Source organism: Tolypothrix sp. FACHB-123 (assembly GCF_014697075.1).
GTDB lineage: Bacteria > Cyanobacteriota > Cyanobacteriia > Cyanobacteriales > Nostocaceae > Aulosira.
Window position 1 is genome coordinate 130474 of the sequence record NZ_JACJRE010000003.1, and the last position, 25952, is coordinate 156425.

At 40.5% G+C, this 25952-nt stretch carries 21 protein-coding genes; 10 read left to right on the top strand and 11 right to left on the bottom strand.

What is annotated here, in order from left to right; translation table 11 throughout:
- Nucleotides 1-75: 75 nt before the first annotated feature.
- The 5 genes from H6G41_RS03070 to H6G41_RS36150 all read right to left on the bottom strand — a co-directional run bounded on the left by H6G41_RS03070 (nucleotide 76) and on the right by H6G41_RS36150 (nucleotide 6290).
- A complete protein-coding gene (locus tag H6G41_RS03070) occupies nucleotides 76-429 on the bottom strand; it encodes a hypothetical protein (RefSeq protein WP_190743506.1) in 354 nt (117 codons plus the stop codon).
- A gap of 242 nt (nucleotides 430-671) precedes the next feature.
- Entirely contained in the window at nucleotides 672-3620 is a 2949-nt protein-coding gene (pgmB, locus tag H6G41_RS03075; protein ID WP_190743508.1) for a beta-phosphoglucomutase, read from the bottom strand.
- Between the two features lie 834 nt (nucleotides 3621-4454).
- Nucleotides 4455-5687 (bottom strand): DUF4336 domain-containing protein, encoded by a 1233-nt coding sequence (locus H6G41_RS03080; protein ID WP_190743510.1) that lies wholly within the window; start codon nucleotides 5685-5687, stop codon nucleotides 4455-4457.
- Nucleotides 5688-5952: 265 nt separating this feature from the next.
- Complete coding sequence (locus tag H6G41_RS34560) at nucleotides 5953-6102, bottom strand: hypothetical protein (protein WP_199316010.1); 150 nt, start codon at nucleotides 6100-6102, stop codon at nucleotides 5953-5955.
- Nucleotides 6103-6170: 68 nt separating this feature from the next.
- On the bottom strand, nucleotides 6171-6290 hold the full coding sequence (locus tag H6G41_RS36150) for a hypothetical protein (protein WP_374939406.1): 120 nt from the start codon (nucleotides 6288-6290) through the stop codon (nucleotides 6171-6173).
- A gap of 823 nt (nucleotides 6291-7113) precedes the next feature.
- On the opposite strand from H6G41_RS36150, the gene H6G41_RS03090 reads away from it, so the two are divergent.
- On the top strand, nucleotides 7114-7386 hold the full coding sequence (locus H6G41_RS03090) for a GlsB/YeaQ/YmgE family stress response membrane protein (RefSeq protein ID WP_190743512.1): 273 nt from the start codon (nucleotides 7114-7116) through the stop codon (nucleotides 7384-7386).
- 307 nt (nucleotides 7387-7693) lie between these two features.
- Here H6G41_RS03090 and H6G41_RS03095 read toward each other — a convergent pair whose 3' ends face one another.
- Both H6G41_RS03095 and H6G41_RS03100 read right to left on the bottom strand, forming a co-directional pair.
- Nucleotides 7694-9676 carry a tetratricopeptide repeat protein gene (locus tag H6G41_RS03095; protein WP_199316011.1) on the bottom strand — a complete coding sequence of 661 codons (1983 nt, stop codon included), beginning with the start codon at nucleotides 9674-9676 and terminating at the stop codon, nucleotides 7694-7696.
- Between the two features lie 157 nt (nucleotides 9677-9833).
- A complete protein-coding gene (locus H6G41_RS03100; protein WP_190743517.1) occupies nucleotides 9834-10886 on the bottom strand; it encodes an aromatic ring-hydroxylating dioxygenase subunit alpha in 1053 nt (350 codons plus the stop codon).
- Between the two features lie 143 nt (nucleotides 10887-11029).
- On the opposite strand from H6G41_RS03100, the gene H6G41_RS03105 reads away from it, so the two are divergent.
- Together H6G41_RS03105 and H6G41_RS03110 are read left to right on the top strand one after the other, a co-directional pair.
- A complete protein-coding gene (locus H6G41_RS03105; RefSeq protein WP_190743519.1) occupies nucleotides 11030-11506 on the top strand; it encodes a YbjN domain-containing protein in 477 nt (158 codons plus the stop codon).
- 9 nt (nucleotides 11507-11515) lie between these two features.
- Nucleotides 11516-12244 carry a biotin/lipoate A/B protein ligase family protein gene (locus tag H6G41_RS03110; RefSeq protein ID WP_190743521.1) on the top strand — a complete coding sequence of 243 codons (729 nt, stop codon included), beginning with the start codon at nucleotides 11516-11518 and terminating at the stop codon, nucleotides 12242-12244.
- 55 nt (nucleotides 12245-12299) lie between these two features.
- Here the strand turns inward: H6G41_RS03110 and H6G41_RS03115 are convergent, their stop codons facing one another.
- The 4 genes from H6G41_RS03115 to H6G41_RS03130 form a co-directional block, all read right to left on the bottom strand.
- Nucleotides 12300-12908, bottom strand: a complete 609-nt coding sequence (locus H6G41_RS03115) for an HD domain-containing protein (RefSeq protein WP_190743523.1) — start codon at nucleotides 12906-12908, stop codon at nucleotides 12300-12302.
- A 166-nt stretch (nucleotides 12909-13074) separates the two neighbouring features.
- Nucleotides 13075-13530 (bottom strand): PIN domain-containing protein, encoded by a 456-nt coding sequence (locus tag H6G41_RS03120; protein WP_190743525.1) that lies wholly within the window; start codon nucleotides 13528-13530, stop codon nucleotides 13075-13077.
- Between the two features lie 263 nt (nucleotides 13531-13793).
- A complete protein-coding gene (locus H6G41_RS03125; protein WP_190743527.1) occupies nucleotides 13794-15059 on the bottom strand; it encodes a murein transglycosylase A in 1266 nt (421 codons plus the stop codon).
- A gap of 110 nt (nucleotides 15060-15169) precedes the next feature.
- Nucleotides 15170-16480: a proton extrusion protein PcxA gene (locus H6G41_RS03130; protein WP_374939407.1), complete on the bottom strand. Its 1311-nt coding sequence runs from the start codon at nucleotides 16478-16480 to the stop codon at nucleotides 15170-15172.
- Between the two features lie 87 nt (nucleotides 16481-16567).
- Between H6G41_RS03130 and H6G41_RS03135 the strand changes: the two genes are divergently transcribed.
- From H6G41_RS03135 to H6G41_RS03165, 7 genes are all read left to right on the top strand, one after another.
- Nucleotides 16568-18745: a recombinase family protein gene (locus H6G41_RS03135; protein ID WP_190743531.1), complete on the top strand. Its 2178-nt coding sequence runs from the start codon at nucleotides 16568-16570 to the stop codon at nucleotides 18743-18745.
- Nucleotides 18746-19244: 499 nt separating this feature from the next.
- Complete coding sequence (locus tag H6G41_RS03140; RefSeq protein WP_190743533.1) at nucleotides 19245-20852, top strand: peptide ligase PGM1-related protein; 1608 nt, start codon at nucleotides 19245-19247, stop codon at nucleotides 20850-20852.
- Between the two features lie 222 nt (nucleotides 20853-21074).
- Nucleotides 21075-22835: a protein kinase gene (locus H6G41_RS03145; RefSeq protein WP_190743535.1), complete on the top strand. Its 1761-nt coding sequence runs from the start codon at nucleotides 21075-21077 to the stop codon at nucleotides 22833-22835.
- Nucleotides 22836-23331: 496 nt separating this feature from the next.
- Nucleotides 23332-23859: a pentapeptide repeat-containing protein gene (locus H6G41_RS03150; RefSeq protein ID WP_190743537.1), complete on the top strand. Its 528-nt coding sequence runs from the start codon at nucleotides 23332-23334 to the stop codon at nucleotides 23857-23859.
- Nucleotides 23860-24033: 174 nt separating this feature from the next.
- Nucleotides 24034-25221, top strand: a complete 1188-nt coding sequence (locus H6G41_RS03155) for a M20 family metallopeptidase (protein ID WP_190743538.1) — start codon at nucleotides 24034-24036, stop codon at nucleotides 25219-25221.
- Nucleotides 25222-25354: 133 nt separating this feature from the next.
- A complete protein-coding gene (locus H6G41_RS03160; RefSeq protein WP_190743540.1) occupies nucleotides 25355-25606 on the top strand; it encodes a type II toxin-antitoxin system Phd/YefM family antitoxin in 252 nt (83 codons plus the stop codon).
- Nucleotides 25599-25874, top strand: coding sequence for a type II toxin-antitoxin system RelE/ParE family toxin (locus H6G41_RS03165; protein WP_190743542.1), 276 nt, complete (start codon nucleotides 25599-25601; stop codon nucleotides 25872-25874). The genes H6G41_RS03160 and H6G41_RS03165 overlap by 8 nt, the downstream gene beginning before the upstream one ends.
- The last annotated feature ends 78 nt before the right edge of the window (nucleotides 25875-25952 follow it).

Sequence of the window (25952 nt, forward strand, 5' to 3'; positions counted from 1 at the left end):
ACCTTAGTACAGTACAGACATCGTTTTGCTGGTGATGAAAACAGAATTATGAATTTAATTCTTCATAATTCATAACTAACAAGGAACTAATTCTTCCTCACCCAGAAGATGGGTTTTTTCTTTATCCATTTCATCAATGGAAATATCTTCTTGACCAATTACCCCAGGTTGATTATTTAAGGTAATCAGTTCTCCTTCTCTTAGAACTAACGAACTCGCACATTCGGGGCAGGAATATACTCTATGAGTTCTGCCATATACAGAAGCTTCTACTTCTTCTACTAATTCTGAATTAGATAAGTAGAAAAACAGCGCGCGTTCTGCAAGATCTGACATAGGTTCAGAATCAACTGCTGAACGAATTTTCAGCCTTCTGTGCAGTTCAGGTGATAAATACAAAGTAACCTTTTGCTTAGTTTGCGTTTGCATATTTCTTTAACGGCCTTACCCGGGTATGTATATTACGTTATCGGCTCCCTTCTAGCTTGTCAAGACAGTAAAACGTTTTGATGGCAATATTGTTACATTTGTTAATATTGGGCATTGGGCATTGGGCATAAGTTATTTCTCCTCTGCTTCCTTGTCCCCCTTGTCGTCCTTCCCAACAATTAAGAAATCCCACCCTGATATACAGAGTGGGATGATTGGGAAAATTGGAGAAAAGTGAATTTTTAAACGCTAGCTTCTACTAAGACAGCTGGTTTTTCGCTGTTGGCTATGCGTTGGTGTAAGTCTGACCAAGTTACTCTGTCTAAACTGGGTAGTACGACATTAGCTTTACCTAATCGCTCAACTGGCCCTAGTCCTACAGACCACATTCCAGCGGCTCTAGCTCCTTCTATCCCGGCTATGGCATCTTCTACCACAACGCACTGTGATGGAGAAATGCTAATTTGTTGCGCTGCAAATAAGAATAAATCTGGTGCGGGTTTGGGTTGGGAGACGCTGTAACCATCGGCTATGGCATCAAATTTATCTTTAATGCCTAGACGCTGAATTACTGTCTGAGCATTTTTACTAGATGAACCTAAAGCGACTTTAATTCCGGCATCTCGCAGTTCTTGCAAGAGATTGGCGACTCCAGGTAGTAAATCATCTGCGGTAATTTTCTCGATTAATTCGAGGAAGTAGCCGTTTTTGCGCTCCATCATGTCTTGAATTTGCGCTTCTGTGGCGGTGCGATCGCCTAAAATTTGCATTAGGGTTTCTCGTCTGGGTAATCCTCTAATCGCGTCGTTGGCTTCTCGATTAAAAGGAATGCCTTCTTCGTCGGCTACTCGCTTCCAGCCTAAATAGTGCAACTCAGATGTATCGGTTAACACTCCATCTAAGTCAAAGATGACACCTTTAATTTGGGGATGTGCGGGTTGCAGATTCACATCTGCTGGTGGATTGTCAATTTCCATGTCTGTTTTTTGTCGCAAATCGAAGTCATACCACTCGTTGCGCCATTGCAGCCGGAATTTCAAACGTTCCCAGGTTGGAGGCAAATTAGGACAGGCGACAGGGCCTAATTTTGTCATCCGAATGCCGCCAAACCCAAATACCACGGCTTGCCATACACCTCCAGCACTGGCGGCGTGAATTCCTTCGGCTGCATTACGCCTTACATCTTCTAAGTCTACCAAGGCTGAACGGAGAAAATGTGTATAAGCGTGGGTGGGTTGGTTCAAATCGCAGGCTAAGATAGCATGGATAGCCGGGCCCAGAGAAGAACCATAGCTATGGTCGGTGCGTTTGCTGTAATAATCCCAGTTAATCGCTAAGGTTTTGTAGTCGTAACGCTCTCGAAGTAAATACAGCAGCATTAATACATCTGGCTGTTTGAGAATCTGCTTTTGATTTGTCGCCTCAATTCCCAATAAACCTTGTAAAGATTGAGTGCGGGGTTCGTAATCTGCCAGATTTACATCTTCTAGCTGGAAAAAGCCTTCAAACTGCTCAATTAAACCAGTAACTTCGTCTTGATTTACATATAGAAGTTCTTGAATTTCTGTCCATTGATGCAGGCGCTCTATGGTTAATTGCAGTTGTTGGGCTAATTGACTAGATTTTTCGGGGTAGGCTTGCTTGAGCCAGTCCCAAAGCGCCAAAGCTGATTGTAAGTGCCACTGTACCATTAAATTGGTGAAGGCATTATTATTGACGCGATCATGGTTTTCATCAGGGCCAATTACGTCTAAAATATCGTAGGTTTGCCGCTCTGCATTCCAAATCACGCGACTTTGCCAGAAAACTGCGGTATCTAAAATAATTTCTGCACCATAATCCCGCATCCAATCGTCATCACCTGTAGTTTGCCAATAATGCCAAGCAGCATAAGCAACATCGGTGTTGATATGGACTTCAATATCACCGCACCAAATTCTCACTAGTTCGCCGTTACCGCTAGCATGGGGAACCCAACGGGGTGTAACTTCATCACCAGTATCAGCGCTTTCCCAAGCAAACATGGCTCCTTGATAGCCGGCTTCTTGGGCTTTGCGCCTAGCTCCTGGTAAGGTGTGGTAGCGATAGGTGAGCAAGTTACGGGCTAAAGCTGGTTGAGTTAAGGTCAGGAAGGGAAGTATAAAAATTTCTGTATCCCAAAATATATGTCCGCGATAAGCAAAACCGGAGAGGGTTTTGGGCGGAATACTCACACGGTCATCGTGACGTGGTGCTACAGCTAATAATTGAAATAAGTTGTAACGGACGCTTAACTGTGCTTGGCGATCGCCTTCTATAATAATGTCACTGTCTTGCCATACTTGTTCCCAAGCAGCAATGTGAGCGGCTAGCAACGTTGAGTAACGCGGTTCGTCGGCTAATCTTTGCAGCGCTGCGGCGATGGGAATTTCGATTTCTCGTGAGGTGAATAGGGTAATAATTTTTTCGACACTCACACTTTTTCCAGGTACGACTTGGAAAGTTGTGCTGAGGGTGGGAGCAGTATCAGCATTTTCTAAATTAATTGGTGGTGCATTTTCACCTTCCACTACCAATTTAGCTGCCATCCCTAACTGAATTTCGGAATGGATAGTTTGGTTGTACAGCCAGATAATCCGATCTACACCACCTTGATTCAGGGTTTTCCAATGTGGTACACCTTGAGTTTGGGGTGTGGGATCGAAACTAGTTTCAAAAGAAACTTCACCTTCAAAGTCTAAGGATGTAACTTGAGTGCGAATTGCTAATACATGCTGATCTGCTAAACTAGCGAAGCGCTCAAAGTGGAAATCTAATGTATGTCCTTGGGGAGAACGCCAACGGACATCGCGGCTGAGTATGCCTAAACGTAAGTCAAGCCGCCGTTCGTAGTAGATAATTTCGCCACTGTCCATAGTAAAGCGATCGCCTGCCACTTTAATAGTTAATGGCAACCAGCTCGGACAATTCACTAGTTCAGTATAGGCGATCGCTACTTTGTCATATAAACCATGTATAAGTGTAGCGGCGGAATCTTGAGGATATCCTTCTTCAAAACTACCCCGCGTTCCCAAGTAACCATTACTCAGGCTAAAGACAGTTTCTTTATGGTGTAGTTGTGCGGGATCGAATTCGGTTTCAATAACGTTCCAGTCTGTAGCTTCATTCAGTGCCTGATTGTTGTGAGAATTGTGAACGGATAAGTTTCCCATGAGTATACATACCTAAATTTTGCGGCTAGTTAGAGTTAGGATGAAATCCTATTTATAGGACTTCGATGCGCAAAGCGCTGTTGTGTCTGTTGTTCTACTTCCATGCAGTCTTAACAGGAAAAATTGATTCGATTGCTAATATAAATGTTCCTGTTTTCATCACTCTATAGATAGATTTTATTAATAACTCATGTTGTTGGATATTAATATGAGAAATTTTACGAATATATATATATGGTTTAACTGCGTTACATCAGAATAATTATCTGCAAATTTCGCTCCATATATACTCACTACATGTCAATGAATTCACACTCCAGAAGCCACCTAGCTATCATAAAATTAAATAATTATTAATTTTTTGAAATAACTGGCTCATGAGCAACTGGGAATATTTTGACAGGCTGAGCCGTAGACAACAAATTCCAGATATTATAGGCATTTCAGATCGGATCGGCTACTAAAAAAATGAGTTATTTGTTTAATTTATAGAAAATCACATTTATCCCAATTTATTCAATATATTCAAAAGTCTTATTTTGTTCACTTTTATAAGTGATAGGTCAACATGTCAGATAAACATGACATATACTAAGCACTTCATTACTTGATAAATCCTAGATTTAAGGTGATTTCCTGCAAGAAATATCCTAGAGACATTTGGTGGATATTACCAAAAGCTAATAGCTTGTCCTGAAGTAGGTTACAGGACAATATTAGGCTATCTACAACATTGACTAGAAATTTCCCCAATCCTGACTCAGAAATAATTTACTGCTCATCATTTTCGGTGGCGGAGTCAGAGAAATATCAGCGAAAAGCTGAGAATTGTCTCTACACTTTATCCTGGGGTGGAGGAACGATTTTAAACTTATTGAGATTGATGTCAATTTCTTGAAGCGCTTTAAAATCTTCTTGGGGTAAAGGGTAACTATTACTGTTAAATAAGCCTGCACTGACAGCTGGTTGCTGTTCTAAGAAAGCAAATGCTTGGCGAAACTGATATGGTTCAGCTTTAATTGGTGAATCAAAGTGACAAGGGATAATCCAGTGGAAATCCCAACTGGCGACTTTATTCGCCCAATTAATCGTTTCTTGGGGGGCGCGGTTGAGAATCAGTGTCTGTAATATAGGTGCTACAAATAACCTACCATCACCGCGTAAAGCAGCAAATGAGCGTTGCCAATCAGACTGCCATTTAAAGGGATATAAACCAAAATAAGCTTTTTTAGAACGTTCTGGGGCGGTAATAGCATTGCGCAATGTTTGAGCTAAGCTAATTACGTCCAGCACGCTTGGTTGAAAGTATAAAGCAAATAACGATATCCGCTGCCAACCTTTACGACGGTTAGCTTGATTATCTACAACAATATCACCTGCATTCTCCTTAGCATGAAAGAGTAAAGGATAGGGATCTAATTGAACGATCGCAGGTGGTTCTTCGGGTACAGATAGTATGGTATCTGTAAGTAACAGAGTATGCGATCGCTTGTGGAAGAATGCCACCTCCGCAAATTTTCCTGGGCCTAAATTAATTGGGCCGAGAATGGCATAATCAAACTCATCAGCAAAGGGTGTTTTTTGGCTATCTGCTGGCAGTATTTGCGTTGTTTTTGCAGGTAATCCTAGCCAACTCAACGGTAAATTTAAAGGAAAACTCCACTGACTGGGAGCAACAAACACCTGTGCTTGCGGAAAGCATCTCGCAAAGGGGCCGACAAACACTTTATGTTCTAATCCAGAGATAGTTGGCAGAATAATATACTGAACTTCTCCATGTTCTGCAACCAACTCATTTACTAAACGGATACATTCTGCGGTAGGTGCAACAGGCGCGTATACTAGAAGTCCCCCAGCTTCTAGCTTTACCACAGTCATCCGAATGGGCACAACCACATAGAAGATGCCTTGTATTTGGTCAAAAGTCCAGATTGTATCCTTAACAATTTCTTTGCGGATTGTCCGACGACTACCAAAGGGGTAGAGTGGCAAAGTAAACCAGAACAACCAGGAAAAGTCCCTAGAATCAATTTGTTCTATATTGCTTACACGTCCCTCTTGAGCCACTTTGCCAATTCCTCCCCATTTCCAATGTGCTATTTGTTCTCCAGAAGTTGGAGTTTAGCAAATTGTTGAGCTATTAATTTAGCTTTAATGAAAATTCTAGTCGCTAATGACCAATAAATACGGGAAATCTTAGCGCTGCTGTGGCTTCAAAGCATAACAGTCTTGTTTCCAGCAGCTCACTTGTTCGAGAGAAATTGTCTGTGCCTGATGTTAAATTAATACGATTATAGGCAGAATTTCCCCAAAAATAAACTTTAGGTCTATTCTAAGTTGTCATAGCTGCTACCACTTCTGCCTCTAATTTAGCTTTAGTGGTTTGAAATTCCTTACCCAAATCCTTTAATTCTGTGTCACTCATACATTCAGATATAGCCGGAAAAATTTCACTTTCTTCCTCTTGTACATGGTGTTGCACTGCTTTTTTCAGCTGTTTAATTTTTGTTTTAAACTCTGTATCACTGGGTTTGAGTGACTTAATTTCTTCTAAAAGAATTTTGCCTCTTCGTGTTCAGCTTCAGCTTCTTCAATATATTGTTCAGTCTCTTCATATTGCCACATGGCTGGATAGAATACTATTTCTTCCGTTTTAGCGTGTAATGTCAATACTTTATAAATGGCGTTAAAGCATTCATATAATTGCTCTGTATCGGCGTTTTCTGCTGTTGTAAAAAGCTTTTTAACTTAGCGATTCTCTGCTTCAATTAGAGAAAGAATATTTTGGTCTGAAATTTAGCCATTTTTAAATCCTAGAATTAATATATTAGGTAAAAATTCAGATTCAAATCTCCTATTTTTTGCATCTATTAGCTTTCTAGTATCTATTAAACAAAAATCTCGATAGTTGCTTTTACTCTGCTTACTGACTAGCGTATCAGTGTTTTGTTAATTACAATTACCTCGCTTTGTTTTATAAAAAATTGACCGTATCGGTGAATGTTATTTAGCCAAAATTAAACGCTAACTAAAGTAAATTGTTATGACTATAAAATCCATTAACATCTCTCCAACGGTAGAAAAATAATCTACATTTAAATGTATGGGAAATGCTTGAAAATATTAGCACGAGATTTTACATATCAAGATATATTTAGTGAATGTTGATGAGTTCGTTAGGTTAACAATACTTTAGAAATACTAGAGCTTAATTCTTAAAGTAGAGGAGAGGCGTAGCCATAAATACATATACTACTATTACCAAGCAATAATTTTATAAGCCCCTAGTCTTAGACCTACTAGGAGCTTTTTCTTAAAATTTGTCTCCATTAAATTTAAGACGTATATCAAAAGATATAGTAGAGATAGAGAATAAATTTTCTGGCTCTTTAGATATATGTATAAATAACGCTAATGGCAGATTAGTTACTCATAGGAAAATTGTTAATGTTTGATTGTTGGTGAACAAACATTACTCAATCACAACAAAACAATGAACATTATTGCTTGGCTGCTTTTAGGACTCATCGCTGGTGCGATCGCAAAAGCTATTTATCCCGGTCATCAAGGTGGTGGAATCCTCGGAACCATAATACTGGGAGTTATCGGTGCATTTATTGGCGGTAGTCTGGCTGTATTCTTTACTACGGGAAGGTTGGCTTTAGCCGCTTCAAGTCTCAGCATTCCTGGTGTCATAGTTGCGGTTATTGGCGCGATTATCGCCGTATTCTTGTGGAATTTGTTGAACCGCAGCAGCGCTGCATAGAACCTTAGATTTTGAATTAATTATTAGTAACCCCCAGGGAGTCTAGTTAGATATTATTTATCCCTGGAATTATATGAAACATATAGCACCTACTTAATTCTAGTAGGTGCTATTATTAAATGCTCAACAACATAATTTAAGTCAGGTGGCGCAATTAAAGACAACTGGTGTACCCCTTTGGGGAAGCAAGCTACGGGTAGTGTTTCCGATAGAAGAGGGCTGTCATTTGTCATTTTTGATTGGTTAAGGGTTGCAAGTCGATTGACTTTTCGTAATCTCATTTAATGCGATTACAGACTCACTTAATTTACTGTGATAATTTTTTGATATTATCGAGAGAGTATTGATAATATTTAGTATTTCCCTGTGCTTGATAGAGGCTAGCCGCTAAGTTGTAATCTTTAATAGCATTTTGTTTGTCGCCTGAATTTTTATGAAGATTAGCTCGATTGTAGTAGGCATTAGGATATTTAGAATCAAGCCTAATCGCTGTATTATAGTCTGTTAATGCGCCTTGTTTGTCTCCTAAGTCTTCACGAACTATACCCCGATTGTTGTACGCATCCACATATTTCGGGTTAAGTTCAATTGCTTTATTGTAATCTTGGAGAGCGCTTTCTTTTTCGCCTAAGTCATTGCGAACATTACCTCTAGTATAATAAGCAAAAGTATATTTAGGGTTAAGCTTTATTGCTTGATTATAGTCTTGTATAGCGCCTTTTTTATCACCTAAATCATCGCGCACATTACCCCGTGCATAATAAGAAGAAGGATATTTAGGGTTAAGCTCTATGGCTTTATTATAGTCTTGTATAGCGCTTTTTTTGTCACCTAAATCATTATGAATAATACCCCGACCGTAGTAGGCAAAAGCATAGTTTGGGTCAAGTTCAATTGATTGATTATAATCTTGTAAAGCATTTTGTTTTTCACCTAAGTCACTGCGAATTCTGGCTCGATTGTAGTACGCGAGAGCATATTTAGGGTTAATTTCAATTGATTTATTGTAGTCTTCTATAGCGCCTTGTTTATCACCTAAATCATCGCGTACATTACCTCGATTGTTGTAAGCAGCAATATATCTAGGGTTAAGTTCAATTGCTTTATTATATTGTTCTAACGCTGCTTGATTATTTCCTTGTTGTCGTAGTTCATTACCACGCTGATAGTATTGGGATGCTGAAGCGAATGAGCCAGAAGCAGGAGAATTTGAAGTTTCTAATGCGGGAGTATTTCTTAACTGTGGCTGGGTAGAAAATTGCAATAACTTATAGCCGATAAAACCTAGCACTAGAGTAATCAAAATCCCGATTCCAGTTATTAACTTGTAATTAATTTTTGGTGATGAGGGCGGGGTTTCTATATTGAATGGTGTGGTTACTGTGATGGTGGGATTTACTTGTAAATCTGTTAAAACTGCATCTACTGTTTGATAGCGTTGGCGAATATCTTGTTGCAGCATTTTATCTAAAATCTGCCCTAGTTGATGACTCACCGTTTTTCCTTGAGCAGCCATCACATCTCGCCATGTCCAGCGTTGCTGTTGAGGATTGTAAAGTAAATTGGGAAAAGTACCAGTGAGCAGATGAATACAAGTTGCACCTAAAGCATAAATATCACTCGCAGCATAGGATTCACCATAGGTCATTTGTTCTGGTGGCGCATATCCTACAGTTCCCACAGTGGTACCAATAGACATGACAGTACCGCTAAGTTCTTTAGAGATACCAAAGTCAATCAATATCAGTTCGCGATCGCGGCGACGCATGATATTCTCTGGTTTAATATCTCGGTGAATTACACCGCGCTCATGGATGAACTTCAGAGTAGGTAGCAATTCTGTCAAGAGTTGCACAATTTGCGTTTCAGTATAAATTCCCTGTTGTTGCAACTCTTGAAGCAAATTCTGTCCGTCGATAAATTCCTGCACAAAATACAAACGTTTGTCTTGTTCGATATTTGCTAACAGTCGCGGAATTTTACTGAAATTATCCCCCAGTGTATCTAAGGTTGCGGCTTCCCGGTTAAATAGTTCCACTGCTTTTTGATATGCAGTTGGGTTATTGACAATCTGAACTGCTGGGAAGAACTGCTTAATTACACAGCGCTTTTTCGATGGGGTACGTTCGTCCATCGCTAAGAAATTTCGCCCCATTCCGCCAGCACCCAGTAACTCAGTCGCTCGGTAGCGATTATCCAATAGGAGACTAGTACCGCAAATTAGGCAAAATTTTGTATCCACTGGGTTAAAAGTGGGGTTTTGGCAATTGGGATTGAGGCAATAGCTCATACTGAAATTTGGGGGATACTAGTAACTATTTTGCCTCTAATTAAACAGTACAAGCCAATCTGATATCGGAAAATAATAATTAATCTTAAAATGGGGCATTGGGCATTGGGCATTGAGGGTAGAATATTTGTATAGTTGGGTATTAGCAAGCAAATCCCTATGAATTATCCTCAACCTGAGTGCGCATCAGTCTTTGCACGCTGACTAAAGCCCGATTTAATTCATAGTTGCGTCTATCGGGATTTTGTAAATAGGCTTGCTGTTCTTCTTCAATCATTTTGACATCTTGAACTACTAAACCATCAAGTAGTTTTTGGGCTGCACCAAATAAGCTATTTTTAACAAAACGGCGAAACCAAATTGGTAATTTGTGCAACCGCCAAAAAGCATTTAATGATGTGAAATGTACTAAATAAGCTTTGGTTTGGGTTTCATTTATGGGACAAAGTAAGCAGTAGATTCTAAAATCTTGTCCCAATTTTGACGCCCAGTGGGGATAAATATAACTTACATCTAAGGGTTCAGGATGTAAGCGACGCAAAGCAGGAAAAAATAATTGTGAGATAGACCAAATTTTATCTATTTTGTAATAACTTTGGGCTGTATAATGGGCTTCTACGCAATGATTATCTTCATCGATATCTTGTAAAGCTGCTTCTGCCCAAGCTTGTAAATCCTGATGTAAATGACCGTGATACATATCCATCAGGTTTTCAATTAAATAAGAATAATGAGCGTGACAATTAATAATTGAAACGGTGGCAATATAATTAAGATGATCCCACTCTGGTAAACCCAGAGGTTCTATTGTTGGTGTTTTATCTCCCAGAAACAACCAGATAAAACCGTCTTGTTCTTTGACTGGGTAGGAACGAATTTTACAACTGGGTAGTTTTTGATTCTCTGCTAGGTAGGGAACGGCTGCACATTCACCAGATGAGTCAAACCGCCATCCATGATAGGCACATTCTAAGTCACTACCAACAACCTGCCCATGACTGAGTTTAACTTGGCGATGGGGGCAACGGTCTTCTAAAGCGTGGACTGTGCCCTGATTATCTCGATAAAGTGCGATCGCCTGTTGCCAAAGTACCACACCAATAGGTTTATTTGTGACTTCACTACTGCGAGCAACTACATACCAGTGATTGGGATTAATACCTAACTGACGAATATCGCGATTTTGCACAGTTTGGGAAATGGAGGACATAGACTCGCTTTTTCTAGGTGTCTCTAGTCAAATTTGATCTGGCTGAAAACCAGACTATCACTTTAGGAAGCTCTAAATAGCTGATTTTGGCGTTATAAAGTAGGTGGAAATAACACAGTAACCATTTTCAGGAAAAAATCTGTATGACAAGCTACCCAGAAACCTTAACCAGCTACGAAGTTAACGATTTGATTGTGGAAACGGCGACAATCAACCACATAGAAGTAATTGAAAATGTCATCGATAGTTTGGAACAAGATGACAGCGCAATGGTTAGCCGTAACCCAGATGGTAATTATCTCTGGAAGTTTAAATACGGCAGTGTGGAAGTCTTTGTTCAGCTCAGTGGTACTAGTGATGAAGATACCATAACGGTTTGGTCTGCGGTGCTGAAGTTACCTGTGAAAGATGAACCTAGATTATTACGGCATTTATTAGAGTTAAACTGTACCAGCACTCTGGAAGCTCGGTTTGGAATTATTGAAAACCAAGTAGTCGTGATTTCTACTCGCACCTTAGCAGAAATCTCTCCTGGCGAAGTTTCGCGATTAATTACGATTGCCGCCACGCTCGCGGATAATAACGACGAAGCTTTACAATCTGAATTTACTGCGCTTTGAAGAATTCTGATGTATAGCAAGCAGGTTTGGCGACTAATTCCTTTGCTCAAAGCTGCTGGTAACGTGCAAATGGCCATTGATTCCTGGTTATTAGCACAGCACCAGTCTGGAAAACATCCCCCGACGCTACGATTTTACACTTGGTCGCCAGCTGCTATTTCTCTGGGTTATCATCAACGCGAATATCCCCAATTTTGGGATAATCTAATTTGGCAAGGTGGAAAACTGGATGTGGTACGTCGCCCTACTGGTGGGAGAGCAGTTTTACACCAAGGCGATTTAACTTATGCTGTGGTTATATCGGGATTCAATGGCGATCGCCTGCAAGCATACCAAAAAATTTGCGAGTTTTTGATTCAAGGTTGGCGATCGCTCGGCGTAGAATTACAATACGGTACGGCTGGACGCGGTTATATTCACAACCCTAACTGTTTTGGTACAGCTACAGGCGCAGATTTAATCTTACCTAATGGTGCTAAACTCATTGGTAGCGCTCAACTGCGGCGTGGTGGGGTAATTTTACAACATGGTTCTATCCGCTTACATCAGGATGCAGAACTGTTTACCCAAATATTTGGTGCAGAATCTTGGACGCAAGTGCAATTACCTCCAAGTTTAAATGTGGAGGTAATTATGACAGCTTTAATGGCTGCTGCTAGTTATTGTTTTGACATCGAATTAATTGTAGAACCCCTAACTCAGTTAGAGTGGGAGGAGATTTTAGGGGCTAGAGGCTAGGGACTAGGGGCTAGGGAAAGCAAATAAATTATACCCATGCCCAATGCCCAATGCCCTACACCCTATGCCCTATACCCATTTGCAAATACCCTGCTGCTACACAATCATCAATTAATTGCAGTACAAACGGCCAAAGTTCTGGTGCGCCTGTTTCTACGGGTGCTACTCGTTTCATAACTTGATCCCGTGTAATACCATGAATGCGCCAAGTACCACCTTGGGTTTGCTGATTGTGTAGTAGAGGTTGTATGCGATCTAAAGCTGCGGCAAACTTAGCAGTGGGTGTGATTCCCGCTTCAAACTCATCCCAAAGTAAACGCAATTCGTTACCTATATCAGTGGGTAAAATTCCAAATAGCCGCGCTGCTGCTTGTAATTCTTTCTCTGCTTTATTGTAATTAGCTTGCACATCATAGCAGAAGGTATCACCTGCATCAATTTCTACCAAATCATGAATTAATAGCATTTTCATGGCGCGGAAGATATCAACTTCTGCGGGAGCATATTCTGCTAATGTCATAGCCATAATTGCTAAATGCCAAGAGTGTTCTGCACTGTTTTCTTGACGCGATCCATCGGTGAGGAGCGTTTGGCGCAACACTTGCTTCAGGCTATCGATTTCAATAATAAATTCGATTTGTTGTGTCAGTCGGTTAGTTTTCACCTATTTTTTGTCAATGCTACCTTAATCAGGTTATACCAATTCTCTGTAAGATCAGATATTGCAGCCTGCTAGTTAGAAGCCTGGGACTGAATAAAAAAACCTGCATAAGCAGGCTAATTATATACACTTGCATCAAAAATGAATATTAACAGATTAGCAATTTTTATTACTGAATTAACTTTTCGGTAGATGTATATTTAAGTTCTAAATTGGCTCTTACCCATAAATCTGCTGTTGACCAAATGCAAAACTTATTGGGAGCATCGGCAAAATTTTCGCGTTTGTGAGTAACAATTGCATGTAGGTGACGATGACTGACACAAGCTAATTCAACAGCAGATTCAAAATCTTTAAGAGTTGATGCCCTTGCCTGTTGTAAAATTCGATTGTCAATTGGGCAAATTTCGATTTTTTCTTGTAAACAATTAACTACTAATTTAGCAACTTTCGGATTTTGTAAACAACTAATATAGTTATAGATTTTCTGCCAGCCAACATCTGTAATATATACATGAATTAAAGGATGAATTATATCTAATAATTTACCAACATCTTCAACACAGTTATGGCGATTCATTAAAGCTTCTAAAATTAAATCTGCATCTACCAAAATTTTTAGCACTTTTAACCCCTAATATAAAGTAATAAAATAATGAATGCCATCAGCAAAATGAACGCATTTAGTTAAATACATCTCATTTTATGTGAGCGATTCTGCAAATGCATTTAAATTGGTATGACGCGAAATTATTTATTTGGTTCCAAAATTAGGAGAATAAATAAATTAGCAATAAATACTTATTGTGATAATTATATGAATTTTGAAATAATACTTAGTATGCAAATTTATCGAGATATTACCCATCAGAGAATCAGGATAAAAATTTATTTTTGTGGTTTCAGTAGTAAATAAAATAATTGTCCATTACCGACTGTGACACCAGCGCGATCGCCTGCTAATTTACCCGTACCTAAAAAGTAATCAACCCTCCCAGCACCTTTAATTGCACCGCCTGCATCTTGATCGAGTACGTAACGACTGACGACTCGATGCTCTAATTTACCTGTATCATCAGGAAAAGGAAAATCAGCTCTAATTAATGCTAAAGCACCGGGAGGCATTAAAGATTTATCTGTAGCAATTGAACGTTCTGCGGTGATTGGTTGTCCGATTGAACCTTGTGCTGGCGCGCCTTTTGTTTCTTGAAAAAAGACAAAGCTGGGATCGCGAGGAATATATACATTTAATTCTTGGGGATACTTTTGAAAATAATCGAGAATTATGGGCATAGTCATCCCCTCTAAGGGTAATTTTCCATCATTCGCCAATTCTCTACCTATGCTTTTGTAGTTATAGGCGATATTACCTGCGTAACCAATGCTGGTTTTTGTACCATCAGTTAATTGCAGTTTTGCTGAACCTTGAATTTGTACCATGTATGGTTCGAGGCGATCGCGAAACCAAAATAATTCTAATCCTCGTAATTTCCCCTTGGAACCTTGTAAACCATCTGCACCTTCTAATTCTAAGCGCGTCGGGTGGGGTAAACTCCAGGAAGCCAAATCGGGAGGTGCTTTGTAAACCGGATAACGGTATTCTGCTGTGGGTACGCGACTTGCAGTGTACAGTGGTTCGTAATAGGCTGTGAATAACACAGAACCTTTGCTATCTCTACCAATTGACTGATAATAGACAAATTCTTTAGCGATCGCCTGATGTAGTTCGGTTGCAGATTTAGTTGTGAGTAACAATTGACGAAAGCGCAGCAAACTTTTGTAAACGCGATAGCGTGTAATTCCTGGTATTTGATACTTTTTATAAGCCGCATCTGCTCTAGCAGTTTGCAGATAGCGTAAACTGCGATCGATAGAAGTTAACAGCGCCTTTTTATCCCCGATTTTACCATTTTCCCCTTGATATATCGCCTCATCAACACAAGAGCCATCCTCTAGACAACAAGTAACAGGCGATCGCGCTATTAGTGCTGGTGTTTTTTGTCTAGCATTCTTAGTTAATAATCCTGGTAAATGCCACTTTTTAAGTTGACATTCTGGTGCACTTAATTGTCGATATCCCACAAAAGGAATTCTGACTAATAAGATTAAAATTACAACAGGTAAACTAAGGAAATAAATAAACTTAAATTTCATTTAATAGTAATCATTTAACTCTACTCAATGAGTAAGGGACAGAGGATAAACAGGAAGCAGCATATAAAAATCTTATTATCAATGCCCCATGCCCAATGCCCAATGCCCCTTTACTCATTCATATTATGATATGTTGCCACCGCCGAAGGTGAAATTCGGTTTAAATAGCGGAAAATCCAGTATTTGAAAATTGTATCTAAAATCACGGGAAAAGTGGCAATAAATAAAAAGATAAAATCTCGATTTGCTGGTAATCCCCAATGGCGCGATAAGCCTTCTAAAATTACTTCCCAACCATGCGGAGAGTGAAATCCGACAAATACATCTGTAAACAAAATGATAATAAATGCTTTAGCGCTATCACTCAAGCCATAGACTATATTATCAAAAAATTCTTTGATAATAGTGATTGAAGGCTTGCTAACTAACAACAGCCAAATAAAAGCACCGACAGAAAATATATCCGAGAAAACATTTTTAATTGCATTGGCGCTTTCTTCCCGAAATTCCTCTGCAATCTCGTTAGCTTTCTCCTGTATCTGGATTTCTATTTCCTCAGTCGATAGAGGTGGTGCGTTGCTAATCAGACTTTGAAATTTGATTTTCTCTTCAAATCTTTCTAACTCTACCAATGCTTCTTCTTCCATTTCCGGATTGAGAAAAATTTGCACTGTTTCCGAATCTCTAAATTTTTCAACTAGCGGCCCCACGATCAATGCTTTTGCTAATTGGTGAGTTAAAAGTGGTACAATAACTAATAATAAAAGAAACCTAATAGAGATAATGGTTCGGCGTTGAGCTTGGCGAAAATTTTGAACTACATCTTGTTCAGAATTAGGGTCTAATTCAACCTGTAGCCGACTAATAGTACTTAAAATTGACCTTGGTAATATGCCTGTTGTATTCGCTTTCCCCTGAGGCTTTGGCGCTACGTTATTCGTTAGTTTGGGTGTTACTGGTTGATTAATTGTTAAATTAGTTTGGGAATTAGGAGTTTGATCGACTATAGCTAAAGAGTTTGGTTTAAGTTCATTAAAGTTATATTTTGAGATAACCTGGTCGATGAATCTCAGTTTTTCTAAAATTAATGAAAGTTCTGGATATACTACACCTGCTTCATGAGCAGCTTTTTGATTAACTTCGTTTAAAAACCAACGACTACTTTTAAACTCTGTAAGTCGCATCTTGGCAATTTTTAATTGCTGCTTTAGATCTGCCTGGAAATAATCCATGACATTGCTACTGTACAGTGTTAAATTAGGGTCTATTTTATTACCATTAAAATGCTTATCTTCTAATTCTTTAATCTTTAAGGCTGCGTTGTAAGCTTCATCTAGGGAACGTTCTGGGGTGCGTAAGTACCATCGGTAAAGCCCTAATAAAAACGAGTAAATTTTTTGACCAAAAACAGAGTTTTTCATCGTTGGCAATCATCCAGCATGATTTGGTGATTCTTAACCTTAAATTAACGCACGAAGTATACTAACAAATCTACAAGGAGAGGGTTTGTGGCTTTAGATTCGGTTTGGATTGTTGGTGGTAGCCGTAGTGGTAAGACTGCTCGTTTAGTTCAGCAGTTATGCAACTGGTTACAAAATCATCATCAGGCTATTGACTCATTTTATACTAACCACAAAAATAAAAAAAAAGGCAACCTTGTACAGAAAAGCTGGGAAATTAGACAGACAGAACCGGGAGTTTTGCTATTAGCTGCTAATGATGATAACCGCAGAGAATTGGGAGATAGAATTGTTACCGATACATCTGGTAAATTTCCGGTAAGGGCGAAGACACCTTTAGGATTCTTTCAGGATGAAGTGATTTTATTTTGGCCGTTACTGATTCAGTCGTTACAGCTAAACGCCCAATTTCCGGTGAGGTTACGCCCAGAAACCGAACAGGAACTAGCGACTAAATTGTGGCGATCGCATTTAGACGCAGAAATTTTAAAATTGGCGGGAATGAGTGAGTATCGACTGGTGCGGCGGATTCTGGATTTATTGCAATTAGCAGCATACAGCGGTGAAAAATGCGATCGCATATCCGAAATTTTAGCAAGGGGATTGGCAGATAACCCAATTAATTTAGAGCCGGAATTTCTCGCATCCTTGCTGCTAGATTGGCGCGATTGGTGCTTAAACCGAGGATTGCTCACCTATGGCATTATTACCGAACTGTACAATCACCATCTGTTACCTAATGAACATTATCAACAGCATTTAGCTAAACGTTATCAAGCAGTATTAGCCGATGATGTGGATGATTATCCCGCGATCGCCCGCAACTTATTTGAGTTCTTGTTAAATCAAGGTGCTGTGGGCGCGTTTAGTTACAATCCTGAAGGTGGAATTCGTTTGGGATTAGGCGCAGATCCCGAATACTTACAAGGATTAGCTAACCGTTGTCAGGTAGAAAGCTTAATCGGCCCGCCTAGAGAATCCTTAGCCATTAACTTGGCAAGCCAAATGCTAGAATTAGCCACCCAACCAATGGTAATGTTGAGCTTACCAGAAACAGTACAGTCAATTGAAACTACTTCCCGTGCCGAATTATTGCGACAAACTGCCGAGATCATGATCAAGGCGATTAAATCGGGGGAAGTAGAACCACAAGAAGTAGCTATCATTGCACCTGGTTTAGATGCGATCGCTCGTTATACCTTAATCGAAATCCTCAACAAACAAAATATCCCCGTAGAACCCCTCAACGATCAACGCCCCTTAATTAGTTCGCCGGCAATTAGGGCATTACTTACCATGCTGGCTCTAGTTTATCCTGGTTTAGGACGCTTAGTAGACCGAGATGCTGTAGCCGAGATGCTGGTGGTATTAAGTCGCAGACAAAAACCAGCCGATTCCTCTGAACTCAGCACAGACATCGATCCGGTACGCGCTGGCTTAATCGCTGATTACTGCTTTGAACCGCACCCAGAACGCCCAAATTTGCTACCAGTCACCACCTTTGAACGTTGGGATCGCATTGGCTATGCAGCGACTACCGCATATAACGAGATATTACAGTGGATTGAAAAACAGCGATCGCAACAAGAACAGCGATTAATTCCTAGCCCAATTTCCCTGCTATACCTAGCAATTCAAGACTTTCTTTGTAAAGACAATAACCCGCCTTACGATCAACTAGCAGCCTTGCGGGAATTATTAGAAACCGCCCAACATTACTGGGAAATTAACACCAGATTGCAACAAAGCCAGAGTAAATTACCTGCACTCAGCCCTGTTGAATCCACCATTGCCGAATTTATCCAACTGCTGCGCCGGGGTACAATTACCGCCAACCCCTATCCTTTACGCCCCATCGGCCCCGCCAGGAAAGCTGTCACATTAGCTACCATCTTTCAATACCGTTCTAGCCGGAGATTTCATCGTTGGCATTTTTGGTTAGATGCTAGTTCCCCACTTTGGGCGAAAGGTGGTGCAGCTACATTATATGGCGCACCGTTCTTTTTACAAGGAAGATTAGGTGCGCCTTGGACAGCAGAAGATGAAAAATCAGCCGAAGAGCAAAGATTGCAAAGGATTTTAACCGATTTACTTTCCCGCGTATCCGAGAAAGTCTACTTATGTCATAGCGATTTAGCAGTCAACGGACAAGAACAATTAGGGCCATTGTTACCTTTAATTCATGCTTGCATAACTGTTAATTCGGAAGCAGCGATTAAAGTTTGAATGGAGATGCGGGGAATAGTCACGTCGCTAGGCGCAGAAAATTTTGAATTCAAATCGAAGTGATGTGACTATTGACAACCTCATAAAGCGATCGCTTTTTCTCTCGCTTGGCTAAGAGTTGCATTATTTAAACTCAATTGATAATGAATAGTTAATCCCATTGTTTTCAAAATACCTCCCAGTGAGGATATTAACAAAGCTTAATTATGTTAAATAAATACCTTAACTATAATCACCAATCTGCTTGAAGACTCGTTTGTAAGATTGATGCAATATTAGTGATTATTTTTCATCGGCAATGAGAAGGACATAAGATAATCAGACGGCTGGTATATTCATAAGAAATATACAGATAAATTAAGAAATATAAAAGAAAAATCAGCCGTTGTCATGATTTCAAATTTTCAACTTTTTTAGTTATTTTTATTTGTATTATCGGCAATCGTCAAGATGTAAGATATTAATAATATAGTCTTGTAATCAAGACAGGAAAGGGGTTATGTTAACAGTAAATGTGTCAGAGCTAGATGGAGTTGATAAGTTTCGTCGTCTGCAATCAACTTTGCGCGAACGCTGGAAAACTATTGAACTGTTTGACAACAGCGAGGCGGATATTTTAATTATTCCTTCCTTGAGTATTGACCAGCGGGAACTACAAAAAGTAGAAGGCTGCGAACATTATGAAGAACGATTATTATTTTCTTTGATGCGGTTGCGAAACCCCCGGACTCGGTTAATTTATGTAACATCAATGCCGCTGCATCCAAGTATTATTGATTACTATCTGCAACTGTTACCAGGAATTCCTTTTTCCCACGCTCGCAATCGGTTACTGTTACTTTCTACTTATGATTCTTCGCTCAAACCCCTGAGTCAAAAAATTTTAGAACGTCCGCGTTTGCTAGAGAGAATTCGTCAAGCATTGCGACACGAACAAGCCTTTATGGTTTGCTACAACTCCACATCTTTGGAAGCAGAATTATCGTTAAGATTGGGTGTACCTCTATATGCAGCTGCGCCAGATTTGCAAATTTGGGGATCAAAAAGTGGTAGTCGCCAGATATTTGCAGAAAGCGGCGTACCCCATCCAGATGGTAGTCAAAGGCTATGGAATGCTCAAGATTTAGCACAAGCTGCTAGCGATTTGTGGGAACGCCAACCGACATTACAAAGAATGGTAGTCAAACTCAATGAAGGAATTTCCGGTGAGGGAAACGCCTTGCTAGATTTACGACCGATTATGAATGTAGCACCAGGAAAAGCTCCTAGTGCTAACCGAGTCGCCGCAATTAGCGATCGCTTTGTAACTATGCGCTTTCAAGCATCCCAAGAAACTTGGGCTAACTTTTCCGGGCGCATCGGTGAATTAGGAGCCATTGTCGAGGCTTTTGTGGAAGGAGAAAATAAGCGATCGCCTAGTGTCCAAGGACGCATTACACCCACAGGCGAAATCGAAATTCTCTCCACCCACGACCAAATTTTAGGAGGCCCCGACGGTCAAATTTATCTCGGTTGTCGCTTTCCCGCAGATGACAGCTACCGCTTGGAATTGCAGCACTTAGGCTTAAAAGTTGGCAAAAAACTGGCAGAAAAAGGAGCTTTAGAAAGATTTGGTGTAGATTTTATCGCCGTAGAGCAAGAAAATGGCCATTGGGATATTCAGGCGATTGAAATTAACCTGCGTAAAGGCGGTACTACTCACCCATTCATGACCCTAAAATTATTAACTAATGGGCGGTATGACCTATCTACAGGATTATTTTACAGTCAACAAGGTCGTCCGAAATACTACATCGCCACCGATAACTTACAAAAAGACCGCTATCAAGGATTATTACCCAACGATTTAATGGATATTATTGCCCACCATAGATTGCACTTTGATAGTTGCACTGAGACAGGTACAGTATTTCATCTCATGGGTTGTCTTTCTCAATTTGGCAAATTGGGATTAACTAGCATCGGTGATTCATTGCAACAAGCAGAAGATATATATAACAAAGTTGTCAAAGTTTTGGATCAAGAAAGCCGCAGCGATAGTCAGGATTTATCTTCATTTTCCGATTATGCTTTCCCCTTAATTTGGGACGGACAGTGTAATTCGTAATTCCTGAAAAAATCTCGGCTTTCCTCTCTGCGCACTCTGCGGTTGATAAATCATTTATTTAACCGCAGAGGCGCAGCGAAAAGTCTGAGCAGAGATTTCCTCCGATGGCTTCGCCAACGTCTCCGACGAACAGATAGGCATTTCTCAAAGCTGGTTGAGTGCAATCTGTGGCAAGTTCTAACTACAAACTACAATAAACGCTAAAATCGAGTCAGCCTTTGTATGTTAGCGGTTGTGTTTCACAACACTCAGAGTGCGGTTCACTGCATAAATCCAGATTGCCAACGTCCCTATCCTCAACCTTGGGGAAACAAATTTTGCAACAACTGTGGCGCGCCGTTACAGTTGTTAGATCGTTATGTACCAATCCAGCCTTTAGGTGCGGGAGGATTTGCCCAAATTTATACAGTTTGGGATGAAAAAACCCGAACAGAAAAGGTATTGAAGGTTTTGGTGGAAAGTTCAGCCAAGGCGCTGGACTTGTTTAGACAAGAAGCTGATGTTTTAAGTAGTTTACGCCATCCAGGTGTCCCTAGAGTAGAGGCTGATGGATATTTTTTACTAAATTTATCTAATCCCCAACCACGCCAACTGCATTGTTTGGTGATGGAAAAAATAAATGGTCAGACTTTAGAGGAAGTACTAAAAACTTATCCTCAAGGCTGTCCAGAAAATCTGGTAGTAAATTGGTTGACTCAAACTGTACAAATTTTACAGGAATTGCACAAACGCCAGATTCTCCATCGGGATATTAAACCTTCTAATTTAATGTTACGTTCCCCAGCAGCAACTAAACCAATAACTGGCCAAGGAAATGGGGGAAATCAGCTAGTATTGATTGATTTTGGCGGCGCAAAACAATTTAGTCCGGCGAAAGTGCGATCGCAATCCAGTTCTACGCGGTTATTTTCTTCCGGTTATAGCCCACCAGAACAAGTTATCGGCGGTAATGTGGGGCCAAGTGCGGATTTTTATGCCTTGGGGCGGACAATGATTGAATTACTCACAGGTAAATATCCGCCAGAATTGGAAGATCCGCAAACTGGGTTATTGCAATGGCGCAATCGGGTAAATGTTAACTCCAGATTGGCAGATTTAATAGATGACATGGTACAGGAAGATGTGCGATCGCGTCCTTTAAATGCCAAAATCATTCAAAGACGCTTAACCAAAATCACTCAAGTCTCCTCACCCCAAGGGTTATCAGTTTTTCTTCAAAATACTCTTCAGCAAGCATCACTCAGGTGGACGCTGCTAGTCGAAGCAGTAGATAACATTGTCAGCAAATTTACCCGTGCTGTAAGTAAAACTACAGTATTAATTTTCAAAACAATTGGTCAGTTCCTTCTCGCTTGTTTAATCACTATGTGGGCAATGATACTGACGGGAACTGGTGCAGTTCTCGGTACAATTGCTGGGTTCTTTTTAGCTTATCGGACAATTTTAGGCGATCGCATCGCCCAACAGATTTTAACTCAGCTACCAGGGCTGTTTCCCGATAACCAAACAGTATCGCTAGCCGAAGTTTTAGTATTTGCGATCGCCGGACTCGGAACCGCATGGGGACTAACAGTAGCAGGCGGTTTTGCCCAGCGGCGAAGGTTTTTAGTAGTATCGCTCATGGGTACAATCAGTTACAGTTTAGCCTGGTTAATTTTGCAACTAACCATACCCACAAACAGTAATGAAGGATTAGTTATCTCAATTGTCTTCGCAGTTTTCTTGCTTACCTTGAGCTTAGGACTGCGTAGCCATCGTATAGTTTATGCTGTCATTGCTTCTTTAGGCACTGCACTGTTATTTGCTGCGGCAATTCGCTTAAACATTGTGCCAACTATCTTCCAATTTTCTAGCCCGCCCCAATGGTATGAAGTATTAATACCTAGCATTTTCTTTGCCTTGGAAGGCATCTTGATGAGCTTCTGGTTAGGAGTCACTTATTACTTAATCGTACCTGGTTTGCGCTTCTTAGGCTGGCGTTAAATATTGGGCATTGGGCATTGGGCATTGGGCATTGGGCATTGGGCATTGGGCATTGATTATTTCTCTTTGTCTGCCTTGTTCTCCTTGTCATTAAACAAAGCCCCAAAATTTAAAATCCCCCTAGCTGCTTCCAATCGTCGAGCTAAGGGGATCGCATATGTGGTAGTCTATAAAAGGTTCAGTATAGTTCGTTACGACACGATTCTAATCCCTAAATTTGATTTTGGGTAGTATAATCACCCGAATTTATAAGAATTTTATAACTTCTTCATTGTCGCTTCATTACCTGTTATTTACCGAAAAATTCGGATATCTTATGTATGACAATAAATATAGTTGTTATACCTTGTCTACGAACGTTTACTTGATTGTAATCCCAAAAATCCGCCTCTCTTGGGGTGTGAACCACAGGTTGACCTTTCGGTATCTAACGAGAGAATAGGTATTCAACTAGAACTGTAATTACATGTCATCTTTGTAAATATCCTTAAAAAATATGAAACTCAAGATTACTGCTACCCTCACCCTGTTAGCTTTTTTTGGGCTAGCAGGACAAGCCTTCGCCTTCAATCCGCAAGATTTAGAGCAATTGAAAGCAACAAAAAGTTGTCCCCGGTGCGATTTAAGTGGTGCAGACCTGACTCAAGTTGCCTTAACTGGAGCCAACTTACGCGGAGCTAACTTGAGAGCAGCCAATTTATCGCAAGTGAACCTCACATATGGCGATCTTACTGGGGCTGACTTAGAAACTGCTATTCTCACTTCTGCCAATCTGACTGGTGTCTCTTTCACTGGTGCAAATTTAAAATCAGCATCATTAGAAAATGCCAATCTCTCTTATGCTGGCTTTATTAGCGCTAATTTAGAAGCGGCTAACCTTAAAGGTGCGACATTACTGTTCACCAATTTCCGGGGGGCGAATTTCCGGTTGACAACCTTGGCTAATGGTGTGGTCACTTCAGACAAACCCTATGGCTGGTCATTACAAGAAGGTACACAAACAGAAGTGAATCCAAAGAAATAGAAGGAGGGTAGGGAGTAGGCATAGCTTCTCTACAAGAGGCTGCGCCAACGCTTAGCGCGTAGCATCTCCGACAGGAGAAGGCTTTACGCTACGCTAACACCAATGCAGTGTCTCCCCCATGCCCAATTCCCAATTCTTTATCATGGGAAAAAAGCTGTCAATTGCGATCAATTCATGCTGAACCAGATCAAAGACTTAGCCAAAAAGTTAGCACCTCGTCTGATTGAAATCCGTCGCCATATCCATGCGCACCCAGAACTCAGCGGTCAAGAATACCAAACATCTGCCTTTGTCGCAGGTGTGTTGTCTTCCAGCGGTCTGCATGTGCAGGAAGGTATTGGTAAAACCGGTGTCATTGGAGAACTGCGTGTTAATAGCAGTGATGAGCGTTTATTGGCAATTCGCACTGATATGGATGCTTTGCCAATTCAAGAACGCACTGGTTTAGAATATGCATCTCGCGCTGAAGGTGTAATGCACGCTTGCGGTCACGATGTCCACACTACAGTCGGGTTAGGAACAGCAATGATACTATCCCAAATGGCAGAAGAGTTGAGTGGTCGAATCCGATTTTTATTTCAGCCAGCAGAGGAAATTGCTCAAGGGGCTAGTTGGATGGTAGAAGATGGGGCGATGAAAAATGTCTCAGCGATATTAGGGGTACATGTTTTTCCTTCCATCCCCGCAGGGTCAATTGGCGTGCGTTATGGCGCATTGACAGCAGCAGCAGATGATTTAGAAATTTTGATTATTGGTGAATCTGGACATGGTGCACGTCCCCATGAAGCAGTTGATGCAATTTGGATTGCCTCCCAAGTAATAACGGCTCTACAGCAAGCAATTAGCCGGACACAAAATCCTCTACGTCCTGTAGTATTGACCATAGGGCAAATTAACGGTGGCAGAGCGCCGAATGTGATTGCAGATAAAGTCCGGTTGTTGGGAACAGTGCGATCGCTTCATCCCGAAACCCGCGCCCAACTCCCCAACTGGATTGAAAACATTGTCGCTAGTGTTTGCCATTCCTATGGCGCTCGTTATCAAGTCAATTATCACCAGGGCGTACCCAGTGTACAAAATGATTATGCCCTAACTCAATTATTACAATCAGTCGGAGAAGAAGCTTGGAGTAGCGATCGCGTCCAAGTCTTACCTGAACCCTCCCTGGGCGCAGAAGATTTTTCTGTTTATTTAGAACACGCCCCCGGTTCTATGTTTCGCTTAGGTGTAGGCTACAAAGAAAGAATTATCAACCACCCATTACACCACCCCGAATTTGAGGTTGATGAAACTGCCATTATCACCGGTGTCGTCACAATGGCATATGCTGCGTATAAATACTGGCACAATAGTCAAACTTGATTTAATTGCTGATTCCTGTTTTGCTTCAACTAAGGTAATCAAGTTGAAGCAACCTATAAAACCTTGTGAGTAGTGCTGAATCAATGGAAGATTTTGTACAATATGATTAATTTGTACAAAATAGCCAAATATTATGGATGTTGTTAGTGCAACTGAAGCTCGTGCTAATTTACCAGAGTTAATTAATCGTGCTGAATACGGCAAAGAACGTATTTTGATTGAGCGTCATGGTAAAGCTGTTGTCGCAATTATCAATCTTGAAGATCTCAAATTGTTGGAAGCGATTGAAGATGCCCTGGACTCAGCTACCCTAAGTCGTGCCATCAATCAAAATGAAGGATTTACCACCATAGAAGCAATCATTGCCAAGCACGGTGATGAGTGAGCGTTATACATTGAGGATTGCCAAGACAGCAGAAAAAGATTTGCTGGAGTTACAGGCTAAACAGTTTAAGCAGGTAGTATCAAAAATCTTATCGCTCCAAGGTAATCCTAGGCCGCAAGACTATAAATCTCTCAAAGGTTATGAGGGTGGTTATCGTGTGGAGTCTGGTGAATTCAGGATTCTTTACACTATCGATGACGAGACTCAATTAGTCGATGTGTTTAGAGTAGGGAAGCGAAACGATGATGAAGTCTACAAAAATTTATAAATAAAAACTCCCAACATCTAAATGCTGGGAGTGTACAACTCTAACTAACCTTTACTAACCTCTAGAGAAAATCTAATC

Bases quoted from the DNA above. Each gene is read 5' to 3' on its own strand.
- H6G41_RS03155 (WP_190743538.1), top strand. From the start codon at position 24,034: ATGCTGAACCAGATCAAAGACTTAGCCAAAAAGTTAGCACCTCGTCTG.
- H6G41_RS03125 (WP_190743527.1), bottom strand. From the start codon at position 15,059: ATGAAATTTAAGTTTATTTATTTCCTTAGTTTACCTGTTGTAATTTTA.
- H6G41_RS03150 (WP_190743537.1), top strand. From the start codon at position 23,332: ATGAAACTCAAGATTACTGCTACCCTCACCCTGTTAGCTTTTTTTGGG.
- H6G41_RS03095 (WP_199316011.1), bottom strand. From the start codon at position 9,676: ATGAGCTATTGCCTCAATCCCAATTGCCAAAACCCCACTTTTAACCCA.
- H6G41_RS03160 (WP_190743540.1), top strand. From the start codon at position 25,355: ATGGATGTTGTTAGTGCAACTGAAGCTCGTGCTAATTTACCAGAGTTA.
- H6G41_RS03130 (WP_374939407.1), bottom strand. From the start codon at position 16,480: ATGAAAAACTCTGTTTTTGGTCAAAAAATTTACTCGTTTTTATTAGGG.
- H6G41_RS03100 (WP_190743517.1), bottom strand. From the start codon at position 10,886: ATGTCCTCCATTTCCCAAACTGTGCAAAATCGCGATATTCGTCAGTTA.
- H6G41_RS03165 (WP_190743542.1), top strand. From the start codon at position 25,599: ATGAGTGAGCGTTATACATTGAGGATTGCCAAGACAGCAGAAAAAGAT.
- H6G41_RS03145 (WP_190743535.1), top strand. From the start codon at position 21,075: ATGTTAGCGGTTGTGTTTCACAACACTCAGAGTGCGGTTCACTGCATA.
- H6G41_RS03105 (WP_190743519.1), top strand. From the start codon at position 11,030: ATGACAAGCTACCCAGAAACCTTAACCAGCTACGAAGTTAACGATTTG.
- H6G41_RS03110 (WP_190743521.1), top strand. From the start codon at position 11,516: ATGTATAGCAAGCAGGTTTGGCGACTAATTCCTTTGCTCAAAGCTGCT.
- H6G41_RS03070 (WP_190743506.1), bottom strand. From the start codon at position 429: ATGCAAACGCAAACTAAGCAAAAGGTTACTTTGTATTTATCACCTGAA.
- H6G41_RS03140 (WP_190743533.1), top strand. From the start codon at position 19,245: ATGTTAACAGTAAATGTGTCAGAGCTAGATGGAGTTGATAAGTTTCGT.
- pgmB (WP_190743508.1), bottom strand. From the start codon at position 3,620: ATGGGAAACTTATCCGTTCACAATTCTCACAACAATCAGGCACTGAAT.
- H6G41_RS03090 (WP_190743512.1), top strand. From the start codon at position 7,114: ATGAACATTATTGCTTGGCTGCTTTTAGGACTCATCGCTGGTGCGATC.